Origin of the sequence: Allochromatium palmeri, assembly GCF_009720725.1 — a bacterium.
In the GTDB taxonomy this organism is placed as follows: Bacteria; Pseudomonadota; Gammaproteobacteria; order Chromatiales; family Chromatiaceae; genus Thermochromatium; species Thermochromatium palmeri.
On sequence record NZ_WNKT01000001.1, the window covers coordinates 30,220 to 54,292 of the forward strand.

The 24,073-nt window shown below is 65.0% G+C and carries 16 protein-coding genes and 1 tRNA gene; 9 read left to right on the top strand and 8 right to left on the bottom strand.

Annotation, left to right across the window (positions count from 1 at the left end; genetic code table 11):
- Nucleotides 1-62: 62 nt before the first annotated feature.
- From GJ668_RS00160 to glcF, 3 genes are all read left to right on the top strand, one after another.
- Nucleotides 63-3,983, top strand: a complete 3,921-nt coding sequence (locus tag GJ668_RS00160; protein ID WP_155448095.1) for a PAS domain S-box protein — start codon at nt 63-65, stop codon at nt 3,981-3,983.
- 132 nt (nt 3,984-4,115) lie between these two features.
- Nucleotides 4,116-5,198, top strand: a complete 1,083-nt coding sequence (gene glcE / locus GJ668_RS00165; protein WP_186342794.1) for a glycolate oxidase subunit GlcE — start codon at nt 4,116-4,118, stop codon at nt 5,196-5,198.
- A gap of 17 nt (nt 5,199-5,215) precedes the next feature.
- Nucleotides 5,216-6,436 (top strand): glycolate oxidase subunit GlcF, encoded by a 1,221-nt coding sequence (glcF, locus tag GJ668_RS00170; protein ID WP_186342795.1) that lies wholly within the window; start codon nt 5,216-5,218, stop codon nt 6,434-6,436.
- 26 nt (nt 6,437-6,462) lie between these two features.
- Here glcF and GJ668_RS00175 read toward each other — a convergent pair.
- Nucleotides 6,463-6,537 (bottom strand) — tRNA-Glu (locus GJ668_RS00175).
- Between the two features lie 97 nt (nt 6,538-6,634).
- Between GJ668_RS00175 and pcnB the strand changes: the two genes are divergently transcribed.
- The 4 genes from pcnB (at nt 6,635) to panD (ending at nt 10,248) form a co-directional block, all read left to right on the top strand.
- Nucleotides 6,635-7,978 (top strand): polynucleotide adenylyltransferase PcnB, encoded by a 1,344-nt coding sequence (gene pcnB, locus GJ668_RS00180; protein WP_155448097.1) that lies wholly within the window; start codon nt 6,635-6,637, stop codon nt 7,976-7,978.
- 33 nt (nt 7,979-8,011) lie between these two features.
- The gene (gene panB / locus GJ668_RS00185) at nt 8,012-8,815 is read left to right on the top strand and encodes a 3-methyl-2-oxobutanoate hydroxymethyltransferase (RefSeq protein ID WP_155448098.1); all 804 of its coding nucleotides are present in this window, start codon (nt 8,012-8,014) and stop codon (nt 8,813-8,815) included.
- Nucleotides 8,816-8,839: 24 nt separating this feature from the next.
- Complete coding sequence (gene panC / locus GJ668_RS00190; protein WP_155448099.1) at nt 8,840-9,718, top strand: pantoate--beta-alanine ligase; 879 nt, start codon at nt 8,840-8,842, stop codon at nt 9,716-9,718.
- A 149-nt stretch (nt 9,719-9,867) separates the two neighbouring features.
- A complete protein-coding gene (gene panD, locus GJ668_RS00195) occupies nt 9,868-10,248 on the top strand; it encodes an aspartate 1-decarboxylase (RefSeq protein ID WP_155448100.1) in 381 nt (126 codons plus the stop codon).
- A gap of 7 nt (nt 10,249-10,255) precedes the next feature.
- Here the strand turns inward: panD and glgA are convergent, their stop codons facing one another.
- On the bottom strand, nt 10,256-11,791 hold the full coding sequence (gene glgA / locus GJ668_RS00200) for a glycogen synthase GlgA (protein WP_155448101.1): 1,536 nt from the start codon (nt 11,789-11,791) through the stop codon (nt 10,256-10,258).
- A gap of 110 nt (nt 11,792-11,901) precedes the next feature.
- On the opposite strand from glgA, the gene zwf reads away from it, so the two are divergent.
- Complete coding sequence (gene zwf / locus GJ668_RS00205) at nt 11,902-13,371, top strand: glucose-6-phosphate dehydrogenase (RefSeq protein ID WP_155448102.1); 1,470 nt, start codon at nt 11,902-11,904, stop codon at nt 13,369-13,371.
- Between the two features lie 13 nt (nt 13,372-13,384).
- Here zwf and GJ668_RS00210 read toward each other — a convergent pair whose 3' ends face one another.
- From GJ668_RS00210 to pabB, 3 genes are all read right to left on the bottom strand, one after another.
- Nucleotides 13,385-14,869, bottom strand: coding sequence for a phosphomannomutase (locus GJ668_RS00210; RefSeq protein WP_155448103.1), 1,485 nt, complete (start codon nt 14,867-14,869; stop codon nt 13,385-13,387).
- A gap of 27 nt (nt 14,870-14,896) precedes the next feature.
- On the bottom strand, nt 14,897-17,299 hold the full coding sequence (locus GJ668_RS00215) for a hypothetical protein (RefSeq protein WP_222930732.1): 2,403 nt from the start codon (nt 17,297-17,299) through the stop codon (nt 14,897-14,899).
- Nucleotides 17,300-17,364: 65 nt separating this feature from the next.
- Complete coding sequence (gene pabB, locus GJ668_RS00220) at nt 17,365-18,678, bottom strand: aminodeoxychorismate synthase component I (RefSeq protein ID WP_155448305.1); 1,314 nt, start codon at nt 18,676-18,678, stop codon at nt 17,365-17,367.
- A 237-nt stretch (nt 18,679-18,915) separates the two neighbouring features.
- On the opposite strand from pabB, the gene GJ668_RS00225 reads away from it, so the two are divergent.
- Nucleotides 18,916-20,364, top strand: coding sequence for a methyl-accepting chemotaxis protein (locus tag GJ668_RS00225; protein ID WP_155448104.1), 1,449 nt, complete (start codon nt 18,916-18,918; stop codon nt 20,362-20,364).
- 13 nt (nt 20,365-20,377) lie between these two features.
- Here GJ668_RS00225 and GJ668_RS00230 read toward each other — a convergent pair whose 3' ends face one another.
- From GJ668_RS00230 to GJ668_RS00240, 3 genes are all read right to left on the bottom strand, one after another.
- The gene (locus GJ668_RS00230) at nt 20,378-20,716 is read right to left on the bottom strand and encodes an ArsR/SmtB family transcription factor (protein WP_155448105.1); all 339 of its coding nucleotides are present in this window, start codon (nt 20,714-20,716) and stop codon (nt 20,378-20,380) included.
- Nucleotides 20,717-20,791: 75 nt separating this feature from the next.
- Entirely contained in the window at nt 20,792-21,634 is an 843-nt protein-coding gene (locus GJ668_RS00235) for an ATP-binding response regulator (RefSeq protein WP_155448106.1), read from the bottom strand.
- Complete coding sequence (locus GJ668_RS00240; protein ID WP_155448107.1) at nt 21,631-24,069, bottom strand: ATP-binding response regulator; 2,439 nt, start codon at nt 24,067-24,069, stop codon at nt 21,631-21,633. Before GJ668_RS00240 ends, GJ668_RS00235 begins: the two co-directional genes overlap by 4 nt.
- Nucleotides 24,070-24,073: the final 4 nt, after the last annotated feature.

The following is a 24,073-nucleotide window of genomic DNA, read 5'->3' on the forward strand; positions in this document are numbered from 1 at the left end:
CGATCGGCGCGATACTCGCCCCATAGTTGGACCAATCCGCGCCCGAAGAGACTCTGAAGTCGATGACGAAGCCTGCATCCAATGATACGCGCGCCCGTTCTCGGCACGCTGGCACAACGCTGGCGTGCGCGATGGTTGCGGCGCGTCGCTGGATCGGCCTGGGGCGTGTCACGGTTCTGGCGATGCTGTGTCTGGTGTTCTGGGCGCCGCCAGGGAGTGCCGCCGCCGAGTCACCCGAAGTGCTCATTCTGGTCTCCTATCATCCAGGCGAGGTCTGGTCCGATCGCGAACTGGCCGGCGTCCAGCAGACGCTGCGTCAGGCGCGGCCCGAGCTGTTCCCCGCAATCGAATATCTGGATACCAAGCGCTTTCCCGGACCCGAGCACCTGGAGCGGCTCAAGGACTATCTCGGGCGCAAATATCAGGGCCGTGAGCCCGACCTGATTATCGCGCTCGACGATTCGGCGCTGAATCTGCTGCTCAATGATTCCGCTACGCTGTTCGCTGGGGTTCCGGTCGTCTTCGGCGGGATCAACGACTACCACCCCGAACTCCTGACCCGGCGCCCCGGCCTGACCGGCGTGGTCCAGGCCCATGATCTGGCCGGCGGATTGGAACTGTTGCTACGCCTGCATCCCGAGGCACGCCGGATCTGGGTGATTCATGATCACACTGATACCGGGCGGGCGATGGGCGATGAGATCGCGCGCCTGATTCCCCGTTTTGAGGATCGGGTGCAAATCGAGTTCGCGCCCGATGTTCCTGTCGATGAATTACTCGATCGCCTGGCCGAGTTGCAGGACGGCACCCTTGTGTTGCTGCTCTCCTATGCTGTCGATAGCACGGGCAAAATCCTCGACCGCACCAACCTCACTCAGCTCATCAGTGCCGCGAACTCGGTGCCTGTCTACGCCACGCATGAGCTTTTGCTCGGTCATGGCATCCTCGGCGGTCTGCTGCTGGACGGCTATCGGCATGGCGCTCAGGTGGCCGCGCTCGCACTGCGCGTGCTCGACGGCGAGGCGCCGGCAGCGATTGCCGTCGAGCTGAGTCAGTCGATACCCGCATTCGACGCGATCCAGCTCCAGCGTTTCGGTATCCAACTCGCCGACCTGCCGCCCGAGAGCCTGATCATCAATCAGCCGCTGTCGTTCTACACCCTCAATCGTGCCCTGGTCTGGAGCGGGGTGGCCAGTCTGCTGCTGCTGGGCCTGGTGATCCTGATACTGACGAGTGCTCTGGTGCGGGTGCGTCGCGCCAAGCATGCGCTGGCTGAAAGTCAGGATCGGGTTCGCGAGCAACGCGCCTTCTACGAGATCATCCTGGATCGGGTTCAGGACGGCATCTGGGTCAGCGATACCGAGCACAGGATGATCTATGTCAATCCAGCCATGTCGCGCCTTGCGGGCGTGCCGGTCGATCATCTGCTGGAGCGCTGGGTGCTGGAGGACTTCCCGGAGGAGACGCTGCTCGAATTCCGTCCGCTCTATCTGGATGTCATGGCCTCGCTGATACCGCGCGAGTACGAAATCCATCTGGTCACGCCGAGCGGGCGCGAGGGCTGGCAGTCCGGCTGGCTGATCCCCATGGTCGAGGGCGGCGCTTTTGCCGGCATGATCTGCACGGCGCGCGACGTCACCCACATCCATGACCAGGATGTCGAGCGGCGCGCCTATCAGGCCGAGCTGGAAGACATCGCCGAGATCCGCACCCTCTCGCTACGTCGCACCGAGGACCATCTGCGCCTGATCCTGGAGTCGAGCGCCAGCGGACTCTATGGACTCGATCTCGATGGGCGGATCACCTTCGCCAACCCGGCCGTGTCGCGCGTGCTTGGGTATTCGCCGGAACAGCTTTATGGGCGTGTCGATCACACGCTCTTCCATCATCGCTATCCCGACGGACGCGACTATCCGCTCAGGGAGTGCCCGATTCGTCGGACCCTGGAGCAGGGCGAGAAGGTCAGCGTCGCTAGCGAAGTCTTCTGGCACGCCGACGGCCATCCGATCCCGGTGATTTATTCCAGCCAGCCCATGATCCGCGATGGCGAGATCCTGGGGTCCGTGGTCAACTTCATCGACATCACGATCCAGAAACAGGCCGAGGCCGCGCTCGAAGCCGCACTCGCCGAGGCCGAGCGTCTGTCGCAGGTCAAAAGCGTGTTCCTGGCCAACATGAGCCACGAGATCCGCACTCCGATGAATGCCATCGTCGGCATGACCCATGTCCTGCGCCGTGATAGTCACGATCCACTGCAGCGCGGTCGCCTGGATCGGATGATGGCCGCCGCGCATTATCTGCTGTCGATCATCAACGACATCCTCGACTTCTCCAAGATCGAGGCCGGCAAGCTGGAGCTGGAGCAGGCCGATTTCGAACTCGACAGCCTGCTGGAGCGCGTGCGCGACCTCATCGGCGAGCAGGCCCGGGCCAAGGGGCTGGAGCTGATACTCGACCTGGATGAGACCCTGCAAGGCGGTTTGCGTCTGCGCGGCGATCCGACGCGCCTGACGCAGGTGCTGGTCAATTATCTGAGCAATGCCGTCAAGTTCACCGCGCAGGGGCATGTCCGGCTGCTGGGCCGTGTCGAGGAGGCGCGCGCCGATGACTGCCGACTGCGCTTCGAGATCCAGGATACCGGCGTTGGCATCGATCCCAAGGATCAGGAACGACTCTTCCAGCCCTTCGCTCAGGCCGACGATTCGACGACCCGTCGTCATGGCGGCACCGGACTGGGTCTGGTCATCAACCGGCGTCTGATCGAACTCATGGGCGGCGCCGACGGCGTCGAAAGCCAGCCGGGCGCCGGCAGCGCCTTTTGGTTCAGTGTGCGATTGAATCGGGCATTGACCTCAGCGCCGACGGCACGGGAGGCGAACGCTGACGCGGATCTGTCGGACATCGAAAGCCGTCTGTCCGCGCGCTATTCTGGCGCCCGTATCCTGCTGGTCGAGGACAACCCAATCAATCAGGAAGTGGCGCTGGCCTTGCTGCAAGGCGTCGGGCTTGAGGTCGATCTCGCCGACGACGGCGCCCAGGCGCTCGAAAAAGTGCGCATCCGGCCTTACGACCTGATTCTGATGGATGTGCAGATGCCGGTGATGGATGGGCTGGAGGCCACGCGCGCCATCCGGCGTCTGCCTGGCCGGGAAAAGACGCCGATCCTGGCCATGACCGCTAACGCCTTCGCCGAGGATCGCGCCGCCTGTCTGGCCGCCGGTATGAACGATCATGTCGGTAAGCCGGTGGAGCCGGACGCGCTCTTCACCACCCTGCTGAACTGGTTGCCCGCGACCGAGCGCCCGCTCGTACCAGCGCCCGCACCCGAAGCCGCGGCCTCACCGGAGCCGGTCCTTGCGTCGTCTGCGGATCTGGGCAGCCTGGCGGCCATTCCGGGCATCGACCCGGTACGCGGAGCACTGAGCCTGGGTGGTCGCGCCGATGTCTATGTGCGTCTGCTGCGCACCTTTGCCGCGCATCATGGCGAAGATGGCGCACGTCTGCGCGCGTCTCTGCGCCAGGGTGAGCGCGAGACGGCGCGTCGTCTGGCCCATACGCTCAAGGGTGTCACGGGCAACCTGGGTGCCACGCGGCTGCCGACGCTGGCAGCGGATCTCGAACATGGACTCAAGCAGGCGGCGCCGGAGTCCGAACTGGAAGCACTGATCCAGCGTCTGGAATCCGAACTCGATACGCTGATCCAGGATATCGGTCGTCATCTGCCGGCTCCGGACGCCGCACCAATGGTCGAGGTCGACCTGGAGCCGCTCGCGGCTGTCGTGGACGAACTCGCGGCGCTGTTGGCCGAGGACGACGTGCGCGCCGCTCGGGTCATGCGCGATCGATCCGAGCTGCTGCGTGCCGGACTCGGTGAGTCAGCGGCTGAACTGGAGCGCCAGATCGACGCCTTCGAGTATGAGGCGGCGCTCCAGACGCTCAAGCAACTGGACTCAGCGCGCGATCACGACGTCTCACAGTCTTAAGCGCGCGTCTCGATCCTCAGGGTCGGTTCGGTCGTGGTCGGTGATGTCGATCCCGTGCCATTGGTGATCGGCAGATTGGCCCCTATTTCCAGCCTTGTCCGATTCATCCAGCTGATGACCACGAGGAACGCGGTGAGCACTGACCTGACACAGGAACTCCAAGCGCGCGTATGCGCGGCCATGGCCGATTCGACGCCGCTCAGGCTGCTGGGGAATGACACCAAGTCGTTCATCGGTCGCGCGAGCACTGGCGAACCGCTGGTACTGTCCGGACATACCGGTATTCTCGGCTATCAGCCCAAGGAACTGGTGGTGACGGCCCGGTGCGGGACGACACTCGCTGAACTGGAGTCAACCCTGGCTGAACAGGGCCAGCGGCTGCCCTTCGAGCCGCCGCACTTTGCGGCGCCGAATGGACCGCCGGCCACGCTGGGCGGAACCATCGCCTGCGGGCTCTCGGGGCCGGCACGTCCTTACTGGGGCGCGGCGCGCGATCTGGTGCTCGGGGCGCGGGTGCTCAGCGGGCGCGGTGAGATACTGCGCTTCGGCGGCGAGGTGATGAAAAACGTCGCCGGCTATGATGTCTCGCGCCTGATGGTCGGCGCTCTGGGGACGCTCGGTATCCTGCTGGATCTGAGTCTCAAGGTGCTGCCGATCCCGGCCGCGACACGCACCCTGGTGCTGGCGTCCGGGCCGGACGAAGCGCTGGAGCGCATGAATCACTGGGGCGCCAGACCCTGGCCGCTGAGCGCGACCTGTTGCGACGGCGAGCGGCTCTGGGTGCGTCTGTCCGGGACCGAGCAGGGTGTGATGGAGACGGCTGCGCAGATCGGCGGCGAGTCGGTCGCCGACAGCGAGGCTGAGGCGTTCTGGTCTCAGGTGCGCGAGCAACGTCATCCCTTTTTCGTCCAGGGCGAGGCGCCGCTCTGGCGTCTGTCGCTGCCCCAGGGTGCGCCCGCCGTGCGTCTGGATGGTCCACAGTGGATCGAATGGAGCGGGTCGCAGCGCTGGCTAAGAAGCGAGGCGCCGGACGCCGTCATTCGCGCCGAGGCCGAGCGGCTCGGCGGACAGGCGACGCGCTTTCGCGGCGGCGATCGCTCCGGCGAAGTCTTCCATCCACTGTCCGAGCCATTGATGCAACTGCATCGACGGGTTAAGTCCGCCTTCGATCCCCATGGACTGCTCAATCCGGGCCGTCTCTACGCCAATCTTTGAGCCACGAGAGGTCCGGCGTGCAAACTGAGATCCTGCCCGAATTGCGGCGCACCCCCGAAGGCCAGGAGGCCGACGCCATCCTGCGTGCCTGTGTCCACTGCGGTTTCTGTACCGCGACCTGTCCCACCTATCAGCTGCTCGGCGATGAACTCGACGGACCGCGCGGACGCATCTATCAGATCAAGCTGGTGCTGGAAGGGCAGGCGCCGACGCGCGTCACCCAAAGTCATCTCGACCGCTGTCTGACCTGCCGTGCCTGTGAGACCACCTGTCCCTCGGGCGTGCGCTATGCGCGGCTGGTCGACATCGGGCGTCACTATGTCGACGCGCGTGTGGATCGGCCCTGGAGCGAGCGTTGGTTACGCCGGATGTTGATCGCCATCGTCCCGTATCCACGCCGTTTGGCGCCTCTGATCTGGCTTGGCCGTCGGGTGCGTCCGTGGCTGCCCGACGCACTGCGCGCCAAGGTGCCGGCACCTCAGGCGGCCGGTCGTCGGCCACAGCCCGCCGGTCGACGTCGGATGCTGGCGCTCGCCGGTTGCGTGCAGTCGGTGGCCACGCCGCGCACCAATGCCGCTGCCGCGCGTCTGCTGTCACGGCTCGGGATCGATCTGATCGAGGTGCCTGAAGCGGGGTGCTGTGGCGCGGTCGCCTATCATCTCGATGACCGCGAGGCGGGACTTGCCGCCATGCGGCGGAACATCGATGCCTGGTGGCCCGAGATCGAATCCGGCGCCGAGGCGATCCTGGTCAATGCCAGCGGGTGCGGGGCCATGGTCAAGGAGTATGGCGAGCGTCTGGCGCATGACCCGAACTATGCCGAGCGGGCGGCGCGGGTCGCGGCCCTGGCGCGTGATCCGGCCGAGGTGCTGGGCGCCGAGGATCTGTCAGCCTTGGGTGTGCCGGGCGCTGGGCGGCGCGTGGCCTTTCAGGCGCCGTGCAGCCTTCAGCACGGGCAACAGCTCAAGCAGGTGGTCGAACCCATTCTGGACCGGCTCGGCTTCGTCACCACCGTGGTTCCGGAGGCGCACCTCTGCTGCGGATCGGCGGGCACCTATTCGATCACTCAACCGGAACTGGCGGGCCAACTGCGCGCCAACAAGGTCGCTGCGCTCGAATCAGAGGCGCCTGAGATCATCGCCACGGCCAACATCGGCTGTCAGCTCCACCTGGCCGGCGGGACGCAGACGCCCGTCGTGCATTGGCTCGAACTGCTGGATGATCCGGGGACGGTTTGAAACGACTGGAGGGGGCGTGCGGGAGTTGGCGCTCTCTAGGGGATTCGAACCCCTGTTACCGGCGTGAGAGGCCAGCGTCCTAACCACTAGACGAAGAGAGCGGTACGTCGTGCAAGAATGGCGTATTATACGCGGCTCGCCGCATTAGACAAGCGGCTTTGTTACGATTGATGACAAGGAATATCCACGAAGACATCCATGCAGGATTCCGACCCTCATTCAGCTCCGATTCGTCCCGGCCAGCCCCATGTGGTGCCACGTCCAGAGCACAACATTTCGCGCGCCAATATCAGTGAGCAGGCGTTACGGGTGCTCTACCGGCTCCGGCAGGAAAACTACCAGGCCCATCTGGTGGGCGGCGGGGTGCGCGATCTGCTCCTGGGCCATGAACCCAAGGACTTCGACATCGCCACCGACGCCACGCCCGAACAGGTGCGGCAGGTGTTTCGCAACTGCCGTCTGATCGGACGGCGTTTCCGGCTGGCGCATGTGCATTTCGGGCGCGATATCATCGAGGTTGCGACCTTCCGCGGCGGCGGCTCGGACGACGACACAGATACGGATGCCGATCGTCAGGTGCGCAACGGCCTGATTGTGCGCGACAACCTCTATGGCACCATCGAGGAAGACGCGCTGCGGCGTGACTTCACCATCAACGCGCTCTACTACGACATCGCTGATTTCGCACTGATCGACTATGCCGGTGGCCTGGAAGACCTGCGCGCCGGACAACTGCGTCTGATCGGCGATCCGGTGCAGCGCTATCGCGAAGATCCGGTGCGGATGCTGCGCGCGGTGCGTTTCGCCTGCAAGCTCGGTTTCAGCATTGAGCCGGCGACCGAGCATCCGCTGTTCGAGCTGGGCCATCTGTTGTGCGACATCCCGGCCTCGCGCCTGTTCGATGAGCTGCTCAAGCTGTTCCATTCCGGCTATGGTCTGGAGGTGTTCGATAAGCTGCGTCACTACGGGCTTTTCGCGCATCTGTTCCCGGCCACCGAGGCCTGTCTGGCGCACGAGGATCACGACTTTCCGATCACCTTCGTCAGCCGGGGTCTGGCCAATACCGACAAGCGCCTGGCCGAGGACAAGCCGGTCACGCCGGCCTTTCTCTATGCGGTTCTGCTGTGGGAGCCGGTGCGGCGGCGCTGGGAGGAGCTGGTCGCGCATGGCATGGCGTCCATCGAGGCGATCCTGTCGGCCTCTTCCGAGGTCTGCGTCGAGCAGCAGCCGCTGGTGGCCATTCCCAAGCGCTTCTCGCTGCCGATGCGCGAGATCTGGGCCTTGCAGCCGCGTCTGGAGCAACGCGACGGCAAGCGGCCCTATCGACTCATCACCCATCCGCGTTTCCGCGCGGCCTATGATTTCCTGGTGTTGCGCGCTGAGGCTGGTGAGGCGGATGCCGAGCTGGCCGACTGGTGGACGCGCTTTCAGGACGCCAGCAGCCAGGAACGCGCCCGCATGACCGAGCCGGGCGTGCGTCGTAAACGGCGTCCGCGCCGTCGGCGCAAGCCGTCCGGTTCGAGCGGTGAACCCGCGAGCTGACGCGATCAATCCCTAGTCATTCCGGAGCCGACGATGTCTGTTGCGCCTGTTTCCGTCGCCACGCTGGCCGCTATGAAGGCGCGCGGCGAGCGGATCGTCAGTCTGACCTGTTACGACGCCTGTTTCGCGCGTCTGCTCGACCGCGCGGGCGTCGATCTGCTGCTGGTCGGCGATTCATTGGGGATGGTGTTGCAGGGACACGCAACCACGGTACCGGTGACGGTCGAGCAGATGGTCTATCACGGCGCCGCGGTCGCGCGCGGGCGCGAGCGGGCGCTGCTGATGGTCGATCTGCCGTTCATGGCGGCGGCCACACCCGAGCGCGCACTCGACAATGCCGCGCAGCTCATGCAGGAGGGCGGTGCCCAGGTCGTCAAGCTGGAGGGTGGTGAATGGCTGGCAGAGACCGTGCGCCGTCTGTCTGAGCAGGGCGTGCCGGTCTGCGCCCATCTGGGACTGCTGCCGCAGTCGGTCAATCGGCTCGGGGGCTATCGATTCCAGGGTCGCGACGAGACCTCGGCTGAACGCATCCGGCGCGAGGCGCGGATCCTGGAAGAGGCGGGCGCCAGTCTACTGGTGCTCGAATGCGTACCGGCGGCACTCGCTGGCGAGATCAGTCAGTCCCTCAGCATCCCGGTGATCGGCATCGGCGCTGGGGCCGGTTGCGATGGTCAGGTGCTGGTGCTGCACGACATGCTCGGACTCAATCCGGGCCGTCCGCCGAGCTTCAGCCGCGACTTCATGCAGGGACACAGCTCGATCGGCGAGGCGGTGGCGGCCTATGTGGCCGCCGTGCGCGACGGACGCTTTCCGGCCGCCGCTGAGACGCCTTATTGAACCCGTGCCGGAGAGATCGAGACCATGCTGAGTACAGCGCAACATTCAACGCACCTGATGCAAGTCGAGCACATCGCCGAACTGCGCGAGCGCGTGCAGGCCTGGCGCGCGGCCGGCGAGCGCATCGCGTTCGTGCCGACCATGGGCAATCTCCATGCCGGACATCTGAGCCTGGTCCGCGCAGGGCGTACCCAGGCTGATCGGGTGGTGGCGAGTATCTTCGTCAACCCGCTGCAATTCGGGGCCAATGAGGATCTGGACGCCTATCCGCGCACGCTCGACGCCGACCGGCGCCAGCTCAGCGAGACCGGCTGTGACCTGCTGTTCCTCCCCAGCGTGCGCGAAGTCTATCCGCGCGGTCAGGACACCCAGACGCGCGTCGAGGTGCCGGGGATCTCGGACATCCTCTGCGGGGCGAGTCGGCCCGGACACTTCGTCGGCGTGGCGACCGTGGTCTGCAAGCTACTCAACATGGTCCAGCCTGATGTCGCGCTCTTCGGTGAGAAGGACTTTCAGCAACTGCTTGTGATCCGGCGGCTGGTCGAGGATCTGGCCATGCCGGTCGAGATCATCGGCGTGCCGATCGCGCGCGAGTCCGATGGCTTGGCGATGAGTTCGCGCAACGGCTATCTGACGCCCGAGGAACGCGCACTGGCGCCGGCGCTGTATCAGGCGCTGAAGGCGACGGACGAGGCGCTGCGCGCTGGCGAGCCGATCGCGCGGGCCGAGCGCGCGGGGCTGGACGCACTGGACGCGGCCGGACTGCGCCCTGATTATCTGAGCGTGCGCCGCACTGAGGATCTGGATCCGGCCGGTTCCGAGGATCGGGCGCTGGTCATTCTAGCGGCGGCCTATCTAGGGCGGACGCGGTTGATCGACAATCGGCGCGTGGCTCTGGAGTGACGTTCCTCTCCCGCCAGTAGAGCGGTCATTGATCGATGTTGCTGCATTGCAGCAAAGCCTGCTGTAGACTTACGCGAACTGAAATACAATAGTCTTCATCGACGTTTTTGAAGACCGGGGCCGAGCGGCCATTGAGAGGATCGAGTCAAATGCATCTGACCTTGCTGAAGTGCAAGCTCCATCGCGCCTGTGTGACGCATTCGGAAGTGGATTACGAGGGTTCCTGCGCCATCGACGAGGAACTGCTGGATTTGGCCGGCATCCGTGAATACGAGCAGATCCAGATCTACAACGTCACCAACGGCGAGCGCTTTACCACCTATGCCATCCGTGCCGAGGCCGGCTCGCGCGTGATCTCGGTCAATGGCGCGGCGGCCCACAAGGCGGCGCCCGGCGACTGCATCATCATCTGCGCCTATGCCGCCATGACCGAGGCCGAGGCCGACGTCTTCAAGCCGAGCCTCGTCTATCTCAACGAGCACAATCGCGTCATCCGTACCGGAGACGCCATCCCCGCCCAGGCGGCTTGAGTCCCCGTCACGCCGAGCGCGCCTGCTCCTGCTGCATCCGATCCGTGATCGCGTCGTTGTAGAGTTCGATGTAGCGCTGGGCGCTGGCCTCCCAACTGAAGTCCTGCGACATGCCGGTGACGGCCAGTCGGCGCCAGCCGGCGGGGTCGTCGCGGTAGAGTTGCAGCGCCCGACGGACGGCACCGAGCAGGGCGGCCGGTGTCGGCTCGTCGAAGATGAAGCCGGTCGCTGTGCCCTGAGCCAGATGCTCGGGTGTTGCCGCAACCACCGTATCCACCAGACCGCCCGTGCGATGCACGATCGGCGGCGTTCCGTACCTGAGACTGTAGATCTGGTTCAGGCCGCACGGCTCGAAACGCGAGGGCATGAGGAAGGCGTCACAGCCGGCCTCGATGCGATGGGCGCGCGTCTCGTCGTAACCGATGAAGACGCCGATCTGACGCGGGTTGGTCGCGGCCAGATCCAGCAGAGCCTGTTCGCAGCGACGCTCGCCGGAGGCCAGGATCATGACCTGCACCCGTGGATCCTGGAGTAGCTCAGGCAGGATCGCCTGGATCAGATCCACGCCCTTCTGTTCGACCAGGCGCCCGACATAGCCGAGCACGAAGCTGTCCTCGCTGCGCGGCAGACCCAGCTCGCGCTGCACGTCGAGTTTGTTCTCGCTCTTGAGTCCGAAGCGTTCGGCGTCATAGTTCTGGAGGATGAGCGGATCGCCGGCCGGATTCCAGACCTGATAGTCGATGCCGTTGAGGATGCCGCTGAAACGGTTGCCGATCTGGCGCAGCAGTCCGTCGAGTCCGCAGCCGAAGCGCGCCGTGCGCACCTCTTCGGCATAGGTGGGACTGACGGTGTTGATGCGTTCCGAGAACACGATGCCGCCCTTGATAAAGGACAGACGCTGGTGGAATTCCAGTCCCGCCAGATTCCAGAGCGCGGGCGGCAGTTCCAGCCGATCGAAGGTCGCGCGGTCGAAGAGTCCCTGATAGGCGAGATTATGAATCGTGAAGACGCGCGCCGGCGACCAGGGGGCCTCTTGCAACAGCGTCGGCGCCAGTCCGGTCTGCCAGTCGTTGCCGTGGAAGACGTCCGGACGCCAGCCGACCGCCGGCAGACCCTGTGACATCAGCGCCAGCACGCGACAGAACAGCATGAAGCGGTCAGGATTGTCGCCCCAGTCACGCCCGGTCGGATCGCAATAGGGATTGCCTTCGCGCGCGAAATAATCGGGTGCGTCGACCAGATAGACCGGCAGGTCGTGATCGGGATGGCGGCCCTCGACCAGCCGGATGGCGCTCCGGTAGCCTGGGATGCGGATCTCGCCGAGCGGCTTGGGTTCGCGCACCTGGCGCATGGCCAGCGGATAGCCCGGAATGACGAGTCGTGCGTCATGTCCAAGCTGGCGCAGGGCGGCCGGCAGACTGGCGGCGACATCCGCCAGCCCGCCGGTTTTGATCAATGGATGCGCCTCGCTGCTGGCGACGAGGATACGCAGACGATCCGGCTCGAACGCCGGGAAGGCAAAGGGGCTGAGTGACGACTCCATGCGGTGTGTTTCGTTCTGGCGCGTTGGCTCGGGCAGCCGTGGTTAAAGGGAGGAGATCCCATGCAAGACATCACGTTAGCACAGTTGATCCGGATCGAGGTAACCGTCCGATGATGGAATCCTGCACACTGCTGATCTTTGGGGCCACGGGCAACCTGGCAGCCTATAAACTCCTGCCCGCGCTCTATCACATCGAGGCCGCCGGGCGGCTGTCCGCCGAGAGCCGCGTGGTCGGCTTTGGGCGGCGCGACTGGTCGGACGAGGACTGGCGCGAACAGGTGGCCGAGATCCTGAACGCGCGTCTGGCCGGCCGTATCGAGGCCGAGGTGTTGCGCCGTCTGCTCGGACGGCTGTACTTCGTCAGCGGCGATCTGGAGCGCCCCGAGGACTTTGCCTCCCTGGCCGCGCGCTTGCGGGGCGAGGAGGGCTTTCCGGCCAACCGGCTCACCTATCTGGCCGTGGCGCCGCGTTATTACGCGACCATTGTCGAGTCGCTGGCAGCGCATGATCTGCATCTGGAAGACGACGGCTGGTCGCGGCTGGTGGTCGAAAAGCCGTTCGGCTTCGATCTGGAGAGCGCCAATATCCTGGATCGTCAACTGCGCCGGCGCTTCGGTGAGTGTCAGATCTATCGCATCGATCACTATCTGGGCAAGAGCACGGTACAGAACATCCTGGTGTTCCGCTTCGCCAATCTGATGCTCGAACCTCTGTGGAACCGCAATTACATCGACCATGTGCAGATCACCCATGCCGAGTCGCGCGGGATCGAGGACCGGGCTGGCTTTTACGATGGGGTTGGAGCCATGCGCGACATGATCCAGAGTCATCTGTTGCAGATGCTGGCGCTGGTGGCCATGGAGCCGCCGCCCAATCTGGACGCCGAGGCGTTGCGCGACGAGAAGGTCAAGGTGCTGCGCTCGATCCGGCCCATTCCGCGCGAGGCCGTCCATGCGCAGGCATTTCGCGCCCAGTATGGCGCGGGGCGTCTGGGTGAGCAGAAGCTCGCCGGTTATCTCGACGAGTCGGGGGTCAGACACAACAGCACCACTGAGACCTATGCGGCGCTCAAGCTTTACATCGACAACTGGCGCTGGCGCAACGTGCCCTTTTATCTGCGCACCGGCAAGCGGCTGGCCCACACCAATTCGCTGATCGCCATTCGTTTCAAGCATCCGCCGCAGCAGTTGTTCCAGTCGACGGCGATCGAACGGCTCGAACCCAATTGGTTGCTGCTCAACATCCAGCCCAATGAGTGCATGCGGATCGAGATTCAGGTCAAGCAGCCGGGTCTGGAGATGCGCACCCAGACCGAGCGGATGGATGCCAGCAGTTGCGTGCTGCCGCCCGAGCACATCGATGCTTATGAGGCGCTGATTCTGGATGTGATCGAGGGCGACCACACCCATTTTTTACGCTATGACGAGGTCGACTGGGCGTGGCGTGTGGTCGATCCGGTGCTGAAGCTGTGGGCGACCGAGCGCGACTTCATCCACACCTATCCGGCTGGCTCCTGGGGGCCGGTCGAGGCCAATCGGCTGTTTGATCGCGAAGATCAGGATTGGCGCAATGGGTTGTGAACGCCGCCGATGCTCACGCGGGACGCAACAGCTCCAATGCAATCTGCGTCATGACCTCGGCGCGCTCGGGGCTGTCAGCCTCGGCATAGGCGCGCAGTTCGGGCGCATTGCCGGAGGGGCGCAGATGCAGGATGTCACCGCTCTCGAACGTGATTCGCAAGCCATCGGTGTCGTCGAGTGTGACGACCGAGCCGAAGGCTTCACCGAATTCGGCCTCGATGGCGACCTTATCGGCGTTCGCGTTCCCCGTATGCAGTGCGGCAAGCCGCGCCCGGCTGAGCTCGGTCGGGACGTTTTTGAGCCGATCGCTATGCGTGAAGCGTGGCGGCAGATCGGCGGCCAGGGTTGAGACCGGCTGACCGCGCTCGACTGAAGCGAGCAAAATGGCTACAGCCACCACCACGGCATCGCGCGTCGGCAGGGCCGGTAGCACACGGCCATTGCTGTTCACCAAATCGGTGGCCAGCAAAAAACCGCCATTGGCCTCATAGCCGGCGACCGACTCCAGACCGTCGTCCATCAGACGCTGCATCCCCTCGATGACAAAGGGCGAGCCGATACGGGTGCGTTGCACCTGCTTGAAGGCGCCGCAGCGCTCCACGACCGTATTGCTGCTGACCGGTGTGACCAGGGCTTCGATCCCGAGCTGGCGCGCACAGAGCACCCCGGCCACGTCGCCGCGCAGCCACTGTCCATGCTCATCGGCGATCAGCGGACGGTCGCCGTCGCCATCGGCCGAGACCAGCGCCTCGAAGCGCCCGCTCGCCGCCCACTCGCGCGCCAGTGCCTGATCCTCGGGGCGCACCGCTTCGGTGTCGACCGGGACGAAGACCTCGGAGCGGCCAAGCGGCGTCACCTCAGCCCCCAGTCCACCGAGCACGGCGATGAAGGGTTCGCGCGCGACGCTGGAATGCTCGTAGACCCCGACCCGCAGCCCCTTGAGACAGCCGCGCGGGAAGAAGTCCAGATAGCGCTCGATATAGAGTTGCAGGGCCTCGGGCTGGAGGTCCGGCAGGGCATCGGACTGACCGGCGATGAAGGCGCCATCCGCATCGAAGAGTCCCTCGGGCCGCGCGATCGTCTGGGCGCGGATGCCCGCTTCATCAGGCTTGAGGATTTCGCCGTTGGGCAGGTTGAACTTGATGCCGTTGCGATCGTCCGGGATATGGCTGCCGGTGACCATAAGGGTTGGAATCGACAGTCCGAAACCATAGGCCGCCACTGCCGGACTGGGGATGTAACCCAAGTTGATCGGTTTGCCGCCCTTGTCGCGCACAGCGCGCGCGCAGGCGATCATGAGGCGTGGCGTGCTCGGGCGCAGATCGCCGCCGAGGCCGACATCCGAGCCGGGCGCCCAGTCCCCGATCTGCTCCAGATAGCTCAGAAAACCAAGCGTATAGGCATAGCAGACCCAATCGGTCATCTGCTCGGCCAGACCGCGCGCGCCACTGGTGCCGAAACCGACACCGCTCTCGGCCATCAAGTCGCCAATCTGCATCCTTCAATCCTCTCGTTTCATGTGCGATCAATCCGCCGCTTCAGCGGTCGGTGCGTCCGGTGCCGGCGTCGAATCGACCGGATCAGTTGCCGGTTCGACAGGCTCGGACCGTTCGGGTGTCTCGGGCTTTTCGGAAACCGGCTCGGCCGCGGCTGACTCAGGCGTCGCATCGGGTGCGGTTTTGATCGTCTCCGCTGATTCAGGCAAGGTCGCCGCCGAGGTTTCTACCGGCGTCTCGACGGCCTGTTGCGGCATCCAGCGTGCGATCCAGGTGTCCAGATAACCCTCGCGCCAGGCCAGGGCCAGCCCAGCGATCAGAACGACGAGCACCAGCGCGGTCTTCCAGGGAAAATTCTTTTCGGCGAAAGGATCGCGCAGCGAGCGTACTGCGCCCTTAGGCAGCCTGGCTATGCTGGTGAGGGTGGCGCCGAATGGAAGGCTGATCCGGGCCTGAGCATTGACCGCCCAGCCGTTGGCATCCAGCAGCGGGGCCAGATTGCGCTGACGCAGCTTGAGATGCGCCAGCAGCACCGACGGCCCCGAGATGGCCAGCAGCAGACCGAACAGCGCCAGCGGGATCTGCCACCAGCTCAGCGACAGCAGACCGGTCAGGGCCGCCGCCAGCGCCGTGCCGATGGCGCCGACCGCCAGACCGACAGCGGCGAAGATACCAGCGAATTTGGCGATATCGAAGGGTGCCGGCGTTGCCGGAGCCGCACTGCTGGAGTGATCCTGGGCGCGGGTCGACAGCCCCGTCACGCCCTGCTCGGCGCTGGCATCGACCGCTTTATCGCGCGCACTGGCGAACTTCTCGATCTGTTGCGAGATCATCCGCCCGAGACGCTTGTAGGGCGACCAGAAGGCTTGATAGGCGCTGATCGGATGCTCGATGACCTTGATGATGGTTGCGTCCCAGTCATCACCGTGCCGGTCATAGAAGACACCATTGCGCCCGACCATGAGATTGTCCGAGTCGCCATTGGTGAAGGCCGCCGCGATGGTCAGGGTCTCGGTCCCGCCGCGCCGTCGGCATTCGCAATAGGCCAGATAGATCTGACTGAGATTGGCCAGCGCGGCATGCTTGGCCGGATCCTCGACGCGCACGCAGAGTTCGCCCGCCCGCCCGTCCAGATAGAGCGTGCCGGCCTGGAAGATCGCCTTGCGCCCAGGGGTATAGAAGTCGCGCAGTGCAATGAAATTCTGGAGCAGTGGTTCCAGATGCTGATAGTAGTGCACCAGCCGGTCGACGGACTCGATGGCATCCGACACCCCGGCCAGTTCCAGATCCTGCTCGATCAGGGAGGCGATGGCCTCCTTGAAGAACGGGCCATCGACCAGCGCCCGGACCCGCGACGCGCCCAGCGGTGCCGCCAGTGCCCCGCGTTGGCGCGCGTGCCAGGCCGAATGGGCGGCAAAACGCGCGCTCAGATCCAGCCATTGGACCTCGCTCAGGCTGTCGATGTCGCCGAGCAGCGGCACCACCACCTGCACCCGAAACTGTTCCAGCACGCCGGCCCAGCGCGGATTTAGCAACTGACGCAACGGCAGCGGACGCCCCGGCTCGACCCGCGCTAGCGGAAAGCCGGCCAGATCCTCGGTCTCCAGCGACAGCGTGAGACTGGCCAGGGCGGCGTAATCGCTCTCGGTCGGATTGAGCCGCTCGGCGGCGCGCTGATCGTAGTCGGCAAGTCGGGCGCGGGTGAAATAGTCGTCGATCTTGATTTTGACCGACTCGAAGACCTCGGCTGCCGACTCGGTCGCCTCGCCAAGCGGCAGGATGTTGGCTGGATCGGCTTCCGCCTCCGCCCACCAGTCGAGATACTCGATCGCCTCGGCGAAGAAACGGTCACAGAGCGCCTGATCCAGACCCTCCGCGCCGCCGCGATCCGTCACCGAGCCGACACAGCGGATGATGTCAGCGATCGCCGCAGCGACAGACTCGTCGCGCGCCGCGCCCGGCTGCACCACGCCATCGCCGTTGAAGCGGGTGCCGGCGAAGATCTGCGTGGTGTTCGCCGTCTCCTCTGCCGTGATGACGGTCGACTCAGTGCGCCCCAGGTTGTCGAGGATGCGCCAGGCCGAGGCCATGAGCAGACGCCCTTCGTCGGTGCTCTCGTCGATGGCATCCAGCGGCAGCCCCGCCTCGTGCTTGAACAGATCGCCCGGATCCTTGAGTCGCCGGCAGGTCCAGCGCACCGCCTCCTGGATCTCGCCGATCCGGATGCGTCCGTCGCCATTGGTATCGAGCAGGGCCAGGGTGTGCGCGTCGAACTCCAGCCCCTGGGTCGGGCAGCTCAGGGCCGCCCAGAGCTTGGGATCGAGGTCGGGCAGATGGCGGATGTCCTCGCCTGAATCGATCATGACCTGATCGAAACCGCCGAGCCGACTGAAGCGCCAGCGATGCGCCGGCCGTTGCGTGTCCGTAGACATGATCGCGTGTCCCCCTGGTGGATGATGGCCTCGTTTTGAGATAGCCGCTGTAATTGGATCGAGGCTCAGGCCGGATTGTCGGTCGATTGCAGCAGATCGAGCAAGGGGGCGGCCTTGTCGTAGGTCTCGCGATACTCGGATTCAGGGTCGGAGTCGGCCACGATGCCGCCGCCGGCCCAGAAGCGCACGACGCCCTCTGAGTGAATCAGGGTGCGGATGGCGATGTTGGTGTCCATGGCGCCGTCGAAGCCCAGATAACCGATGGCGCCGCAGTAGACACCGCGCCGGTGCGGTTCGAGTTCCTCGATGATCTCCATGGCGCGACGTTTGGGTGCGCCCGTGATCGAACCGCCGGGGAAGGCCGCGCGCAGCAGATCGAGCGCCGTGCGGCCGTCGGCCAGCCGCCCTGTGACCGTACTGACCAGATGATGCACACGGGCGAAGGTCTCGATCTCGAACAGGGCCGGCACCTGGATGCTCCCAGTCGCGCACACCCGGCCCAGATCGTTCCGCAGCAGATCGACGATCATGAGATTCTCGGCGCGATCCTTGGTACTCAGACGCAGTGATTCGACCAGACGTGCCTCCTCGGCCGGATCCGGCGAACGCGGGCGGGTACCCTTGATGGGACGGGTTTCAACCACTCCGTCGCGGACAGACAGGAAACGCTCGGGTGAGGAGGACAGAATATGGGCCTCCGGCAGGCGCAGATAGGCGCCGAAGGGCGCGGCATTGAGTGCACGCAGACGTTGGTAGGCGGTCCAGGGATCGCCCCCGGCCGGGGCGGCGAAGCGCTGGGCGAGATTGACCTGATAGCTGTCGCCCGCGAACAGATAATCCTGGATGCGTGCGACCGCGTCGAGATAACGCGCGCGCGTCAGATTGGAGGCAACCGGACCCAGCGTCCTGAACGATTCGCGCGCCGTGCGCTTCACGGGTGCCGACAGCCGCGCCGCCCAGGCGTCGAGTCGCGCCGCATCCCAGCCGACCAGATGCGCGCGCCGTTCAGCGTGATCCAGGATCAAGGCCCAGTCATAGATCCCGATGGCCAGTTCGGGGAGCTGCTCGGCGTCGTGCGCCAGACTCGGCAGCGGCATGAAACGCCGCGCCAGATCATAGCCGAAATAACCGATGGCCCCGCCCACGAAGGGCAGTCCAGGGACGCTCGCCCGAGGCGGTCCCAGACCCGCCGCCAGCAGATCGAGCGGATCGGCGCATGAGCGAAACACAGGCCCAGTGGTGCGCCACTCGCTGTCGATGCCGCGCGTGACCAGTGTCGCGACCGGATCGGCCGTGAGAATATCGAAGCGCCCCTGCTCGCTGAATGGACGACCGCTGTCGAGCCAGACCGGCCAGGGCCAGGCGAGCAGCCGCTCCATCCACAGGGTTGCCTCGGGACGATAGTCGAAATCGTAAATCAGCGGTGTCTTCAAGCGGGCGGATACCGTGAGGGCCGGTCGCGGACTGGCGTCGACCCGCGCCGGACAAGGCTTGTCGGCTCGGGACATCCATCGTAGCATGATCGACCCTTGGTCTCGGCCCGCCGAGCGGCCTGGTCTGGTGCAGACAGGCGCCTCGATTCCGTCCAAGACCCTTCTCGCACAGGACTTGACTCCATGACGCACTCGCCCCTGCAATCGAGGATCTCATGGCTGCTCTGGTCGCTCGCGGGTCTGACCTTGATCGCTCCGGTACTCGTCTGGCTCGCTCCCGCGCTCGTCCCCTGGACGGCCCTGCTCGCGCTACCGAGCTTCGGACTCGCCATCTGGGGTCAGCGTTCGCTGCGACGCAGTCTCTCTCCCCTGCCGCGCCTGACCCAGGTGATCGAGCAGGCCGGTCGCGGCCAGTTCGTACAACGTATCACCCATCTTGAGTGCGAGGACGAAATCGCCCGGCTCTGCTGGGGCGTCAACGACCTCCTGGATCGTCTGGAGGTTTACTTCCAGGCACCGACCGGCCAGAACGCGACGGGTCTCGAAACGCTGCGCCAACAGCTCGACCAGGACTGGTCGGGCGACTTCGGGCAGGCACTGGAACAGTGCCGGCGACTGCGCACCGAATGCGCCGAGCAGCAACGCACGCATGGACGCTACCGACTGCTCGAACGTATTCAAATGCTCAACAGCACCAACCTCCTGCCCAACCTCGCCTCCGGCCGGCAGGATCTGGTCAGCGTCAACCAGGAGATGCAGGCGGTGCTGGATCTGGCCACGACCACCGCCCACGAAGCCGAAGATGGTCAGGCCACCGTCGGTCAGGTCGTTGCCTATCTGCACGCCATCGCCGAGCGCATCAATCATGTCGCTGATGCCGTGGCACGACTCAACGCGCAAAGCCAGCAGGTCACGGCCGCCGTGCAGCTGATCACGGCGATTGCCAACCAGACTAATCTGCTGGCGCTCAACGCCGCGATCGAGGCCGCGCGCGCCGGCGAAGCCGGACGCGGCTTTGCGGTCGTGGCCGACGAGGTGCGCAAGCTCGCCGAGAGCAGCCGACGCGCCTCTGAGTCCATCGGTCAGGTCATGGGTGAGCTCCGCGGCGAGAGCGAGCGTATGCTGGAGGACTCAGACACCATGCGTGAGATGGCCGGTCAATCGAGCGCGGTCATCGGCGAGATGGAAGAACGCTTCGCCCAGTTCGCGCAGTCGGCGCGCGAGACCCGGACACACGCGATGAGCGCCCGTGACAAGGGCTTCGGTACGCTCGTGAAAGTCGATCACATGATCTACAAACAGCGCGCCTACATGGCAATTGTCACCGATGGACGCGAGAGCGAGCATGTCGAGGCAGTCCGTGTCGATCACCATGGGTGTCGTCTGGGGCGCTGGTACGACACGAACGGACGCGACCACTTCGGCGAGACCCGCGCCTATGCCAGCCTGGAAGCCCCGCATGCGCGCGTGCATGAGAACGTGCATCGGCTGCTACCGCTGTTGGGCAGCGGCTGGGAAGCGCAGCCCGAACTCCAGGATGCCATCCTTCAGGCCATGCGCGCCAGTGAGGAGGCGAGCCTCCAGGTCATGCGCGAGGTCGATCGCATGCTGGTCGAGAAGCACGGCACTTGAGGATTCCCGATCCTCAGCGAGGCGCACGATCGTCGAGGTTGGCCGGACAGAGCACTTCGCGCATGATGCCGATGAGGTCGAGCAGCTGGGTGTTGCGGATGCGGTAATAGATCCGGTTGGCCTCCTTGCGCGCGACCACGATGTTCTTGTTCCTGAGCTGTTCGAGATGCTGCGAGATGTTGCTCTGCGAGGTGCCGGTGCGCTCGACGATCTCGCCGACCGACAGCTCGCTCTTACCGAGCGAACAGAGGATCTTCCAGCGTAATGGATGGGCCATCGCCTTGAGGGCGTTGGCGGTCAATGTGGTGTCTTCGTCCTCTTCGGGAAATTCAGGGGTGCTCGACTCGTTCATCCTCGACATCCTCGTTGAAAACCGCGTCCACTGCGCATTGATGGTTTCGGCGCGACGGGGTTTCGGCAAATGACTTCAATCCGACTCGATCCGGGCATAACCGGTCATGTCCTTGGCAATACAGATGATATCGCTGATCCGGCCCTCGGTGTCTTTAACGGCGGTACGCGAAAACAGGATCGGCACCCGCCGCCCGTCGCGGGCGATGAAACGCGCCTCGATCCGGCTGAGTGCCCCGGTACGGATCAGTGCTTCCAGCCAGGTGCCCATGAAGGCACCGGCCTGCTCGTCACCCTCTTCTTCGAAGACATCCCCGATCGACATGCCGAGCAGATCCTCGTCGCTGTAGCCCAGCAGGTGTCGCGCGGCGGGATTGGTCAACTTGATCCGCCCGTCCGGTTCCAGCACCAGCAGCGCCTCGCCCATGTGGGTGAGGATGTTCTCCAGATATTGACGCGCCTCGGCCAGTTCGCGCGTGCGCTCGGCGACCTTGAGCTCCAGGGTGCGGTTGAGTTCACGCTCCTTCTCGATCAGCCGGAAATAGGTGCTGATCTTGTTGATGAGCTGAGTGTCCTCGATCGGCTTGAGCAGATAATCCGCCGCGCCGACCGCAAACCCCCGCCGCTGGAATTCCTCGGACTTGAAGGCGGCGGTCAGAAAGATGATCGGAATGTCACGGGTACGCTTGCGCAGTTTCAGCAGCGAAGCGGTCTGGAAACCGTCCATCTCGGGCATCTGCACATCGAGGATGATCAGATCGATGTTGGGGTGCGCATGGGTCAGATTGATCGCGTCCTGACCCGAACTGGCCTCCAGGATACTGACATCCAGATGGCGCTCGATGAGCGTGCGCAGCGTGAAGAGGTTGTGAGCGTGATCGTCGACGATCAGAAGTTTGAAGTCGGCGTAGCGCGTCATGTCCGCTCCGTTGCGTGACGACTGGCGGACGTCTGGCCAGGCGCCTCGCCCGTCCGGTCAGGGGTCTCGGACACGGCTCGGCCCATGACCTGAACCAGGAGCGCGGTCAGCGCGTCCGGGTCGACCGGCTTGGCGAGCAGCGCGACAGCGCCGACACCCAGACAGGTCTGCAAGCCAGGGTCCATGTCCGCAGACCCCAGGATCGCCACCGCTGGATGTGGCTCCTGAGTCTCGGCCAGAAGGGTTCGGATCGTATCACAGGTCATTTCGGTCGACACCTGAGCGGCCAGCAGCAACAGGGCACAGCCCTCGCCCTCCTCGCGCAGGGTCTCCAGCGCCTCGTCGAGATCCGCGGCGGTCTGGACCCGCAGACAGCGGCGCGACAGATCCGATGTGAGCCGAACCAGCGTCTTGACATCGCGCTCGATGACGAGCACCCAGGGCGCACCTGGATCGGACGCGGATTCAGCGGTCACATCCAGGCTCGATGGCGCTTCGTCGACATCGTCGAGCGGCTCGGAGGCCCGCGTCGACATCGGCTCGGGCGCGCGCTCCAGCGCCGCGCCTTCAGGTGACAGCGGCAACAGCAGCGAGAAACGCGAACCGACTCCAGGCGTGCTCTCCACCTCGATCACTCCGCCAAGCAGGGTCGCCAGTTCGCGGCTGATGGCCAGTCCCAGTCCGGTGCCGCCATAGCGGCGCCGCGTCGAGCCATCGGCCTGCTGGAAGGCTTCGAAGATGATCTCCTGCTTGTCGCGTGCGATCCCGATGCCGGTGTCGATCACGCTCAGCACCAGCGGGCGGTCCGACTCGGTGCGGGTGCCGACCTCGAGTCGGACCTCGCCGCGCTCAGTGAACTTGATGGCATTGGCGAGAAAGTTCTTGAGGATCTGGCGCAGCTTGTCGCGATCGGTCTGGAGCTGTTCGGGCGTGCCGAGTTCCAGTCGCAGACTCAGCTCGACCGGCTTGTCGACGAGCTGCGGGCTGAAGAGCTCGATCAGATCTTCGAGCATGGGCCGCAATTCCACCGAATCGAGACTCAGACCCAGCCGCCCGGCCTCGATCCGCGAGATGTCGAGGATGTTGTCGATCATGGCACGCAGATCGCGCCCGGCCTCATTGATGACCTGCGCCTGACGGCGCTGGGCCGGGTTCAGTCCGCTGCTCTCGGCGCCGAGCATCTTCGACAGCAGCAAGATCGAGTTCAGGGGGGTGCGCAGCTCATGGCTGACATTGGCCAGGAACTGCGACTTGTAGCGATTGGACTGCTCCAGCTCGCGCGTATGGGCGCGCGCGGCGCGCAGATGCTCGGCCTGGGTCTCGGCGAGCGCGGTCAGTTGCTCGCCGAGTTCGCGTAGCTCGCGGGGTCCGGCCCAACTGAAACGCAGCGGCTGACCATCGTGCAGGATGCGCCGGATACCCCCGAGCAGCTCGTGACCGAAGTGTTCGACGCGCGCCGCGATCCAGCGCGCCAGTACCATGACCACCAGCACCAGCACGGCGATGATGGTCAACACGCGCACGATCAGCTCGTTGCGAAACGCATCCAGCGGCGAGGGATCGACGACGCGCCCGACCCAGAGCGGAAATCCATCCTCGGTCAGAAACATCGGCAGCCACAGCATCTGGCGCCCCTGACCGCCCTTCCAGAGCGCCAGCTTGCCCTCAGCGAAGATCGCCGCCAGTCCCGGAAAGGTCTCGAAGGCTTCGGGCTGGCCACTGGCCGGCTGACCGGGACGCAGATAGCTGCCGTCATGATTGACCCAGAGTGTGTCGCGATAGGTCTGGGCCAGTCCGCCGACATCGATGGTCAGCACCACCACGCCCGGCTCAGGATCAGCGCCGTCATTGCCGATCTGACTGACGAGGTTGAGCGTCATGAGCTGGCGCGGGTCATCGACTCCGGCCTGCGCATCGACCCGGATGCGGCTGACCATGACCGCACCGGGCGGGCTTTCCAGACCCGCCGCCAGGAACTGACGATTCGGGATCTGAGGTGGCTGGGCGGTTGGGTGCCATTCCTGCGTGCGGGCATCGCGCACCAGCCAGAAGCGTTCCTGCGCCTCGGCATCGACGAACAGGATCTGGATCACGTCGCGCTGATCGGCCAGGATCTGGTTGATCCAGGCGGTATAGCGCGCCCGCGCCAGGTCGATCTGATCCGAGTCGCCGCGCACCCCCAGGATCAGCCCCGGCTCGGGGAGCTTGGCCAGAAAGCGGATCATCTCGTGACGGCTGGCCAGATGCTGATCGAGATCGCGGAAGTCGGCGCGCAGATTCTGCAAGTAGGCGCGCTGATAGAAGAGCGCGGTGCGATCGAGCACCAGCGGCAGGTTGATGAGCGCGGCCAGGATCAGCGGCATCAGGCCGAAGATCAGTAGAAACAGCAGAATATAGGCGCGTAGCTTGACGCCTGGCGCGCGGCTCGGGGACATCCGG

Excerpts from the sequence above, each read along its gene's own strand:
- GJ668_RS00160 (WP_155448095.1), top strand. The coding sequence starts at position 63 with ATGACGAAGCCTGCATCCAATGATACGCGCGCCCGTTCTCGGCACGCT.
- pcnB (WP_155448097.1), top strand. The coding sequence starts at position 6,635 with ATGCAGGATTCCGACCCTCATTCAGCTCCGATTCGTCCCGGCCAGCCC.
- panB (WP_155448098.1), top strand. The coding sequence starts at position 8,012 with ATGTCTGTTGCGCCTGTTTCCGTCGCCACGCTGGCCGCTATGAAGGCG.
- panC (WP_155448099.1), top strand. The coding sequence starts at position 8,840 with ATGCTGAGTACAGCGCAACATTCAACGCACCTGATGCAAGTCGAGCAC.
- panD (WP_155448100.1), top strand. The coding sequence starts at position 9,868 with ATGCATCTGACCTTGCTGAAGTGCAAGCTCCATCGCGCCTGTGTGACG.
- glgA (WP_155448101.1), bottom strand. The coding sequence starts at position 11,791 with ATGGAGTCGTCACTCAGCCCCTTTGCCTTCCCGGCGTTCGAGCCGGAT.
- zwf (WP_155448102.1), top strand. The coding sequence starts at position 11,902 with ATGATGGAATCCTGCACACTGCTGATCTTTGGGGCCACGGGCAACCTG.
- GJ668_RS00210 (WP_155448103.1), bottom strand. The coding sequence starts at position 14,869 with ATGCAGATTGGCGACTTGATGGCCGAGAGCGGTGTCGGTTTCGGCACC.
- GJ668_RS00215 (WP_222930732.1), bottom strand. The coding sequence starts at position 17,299 with ATGTCTACGGACACGCAACGGCCGGCGCATCGCTGGCGCTTCAGTCGG.
- pabB (WP_155448305.1), bottom strand. The coding sequence starts at position 18,678 with ATGGAGCGGCTGCTCGCCTGGCCCTGGCCGGTCTGGCTCGACAGCGGT.
- GJ668_RS00225 (WP_155448104.1), top strand. The coding sequence starts at position 18,916 with ATGACGCACTCGCCCCTGCAATCGAGGATCTCATGGCTGCTCTGGTCG.
- GJ668_RS00230 (WP_155448105.1), bottom strand. The coding sequence starts at position 20,716 with ATGAACGAGTCGAGCACCCCTGAATTTCCCGAAGAGGACGAAGACACC.
- GJ668_RS00235 (WP_155448106.1), bottom strand. The coding sequence starts at position 21,634 with ATGACGCGCTACGCCGACTTCAAACTTCTGATCGTCGACGATCACGCT.
- GJ668_RS00240 (WP_155448107.1), bottom strand. The coding sequence starts at position 24,069 with ATGTCCCCGAGCCGCGCGCCAGGCGTCAAGCTACGCGCCTATATTCTG.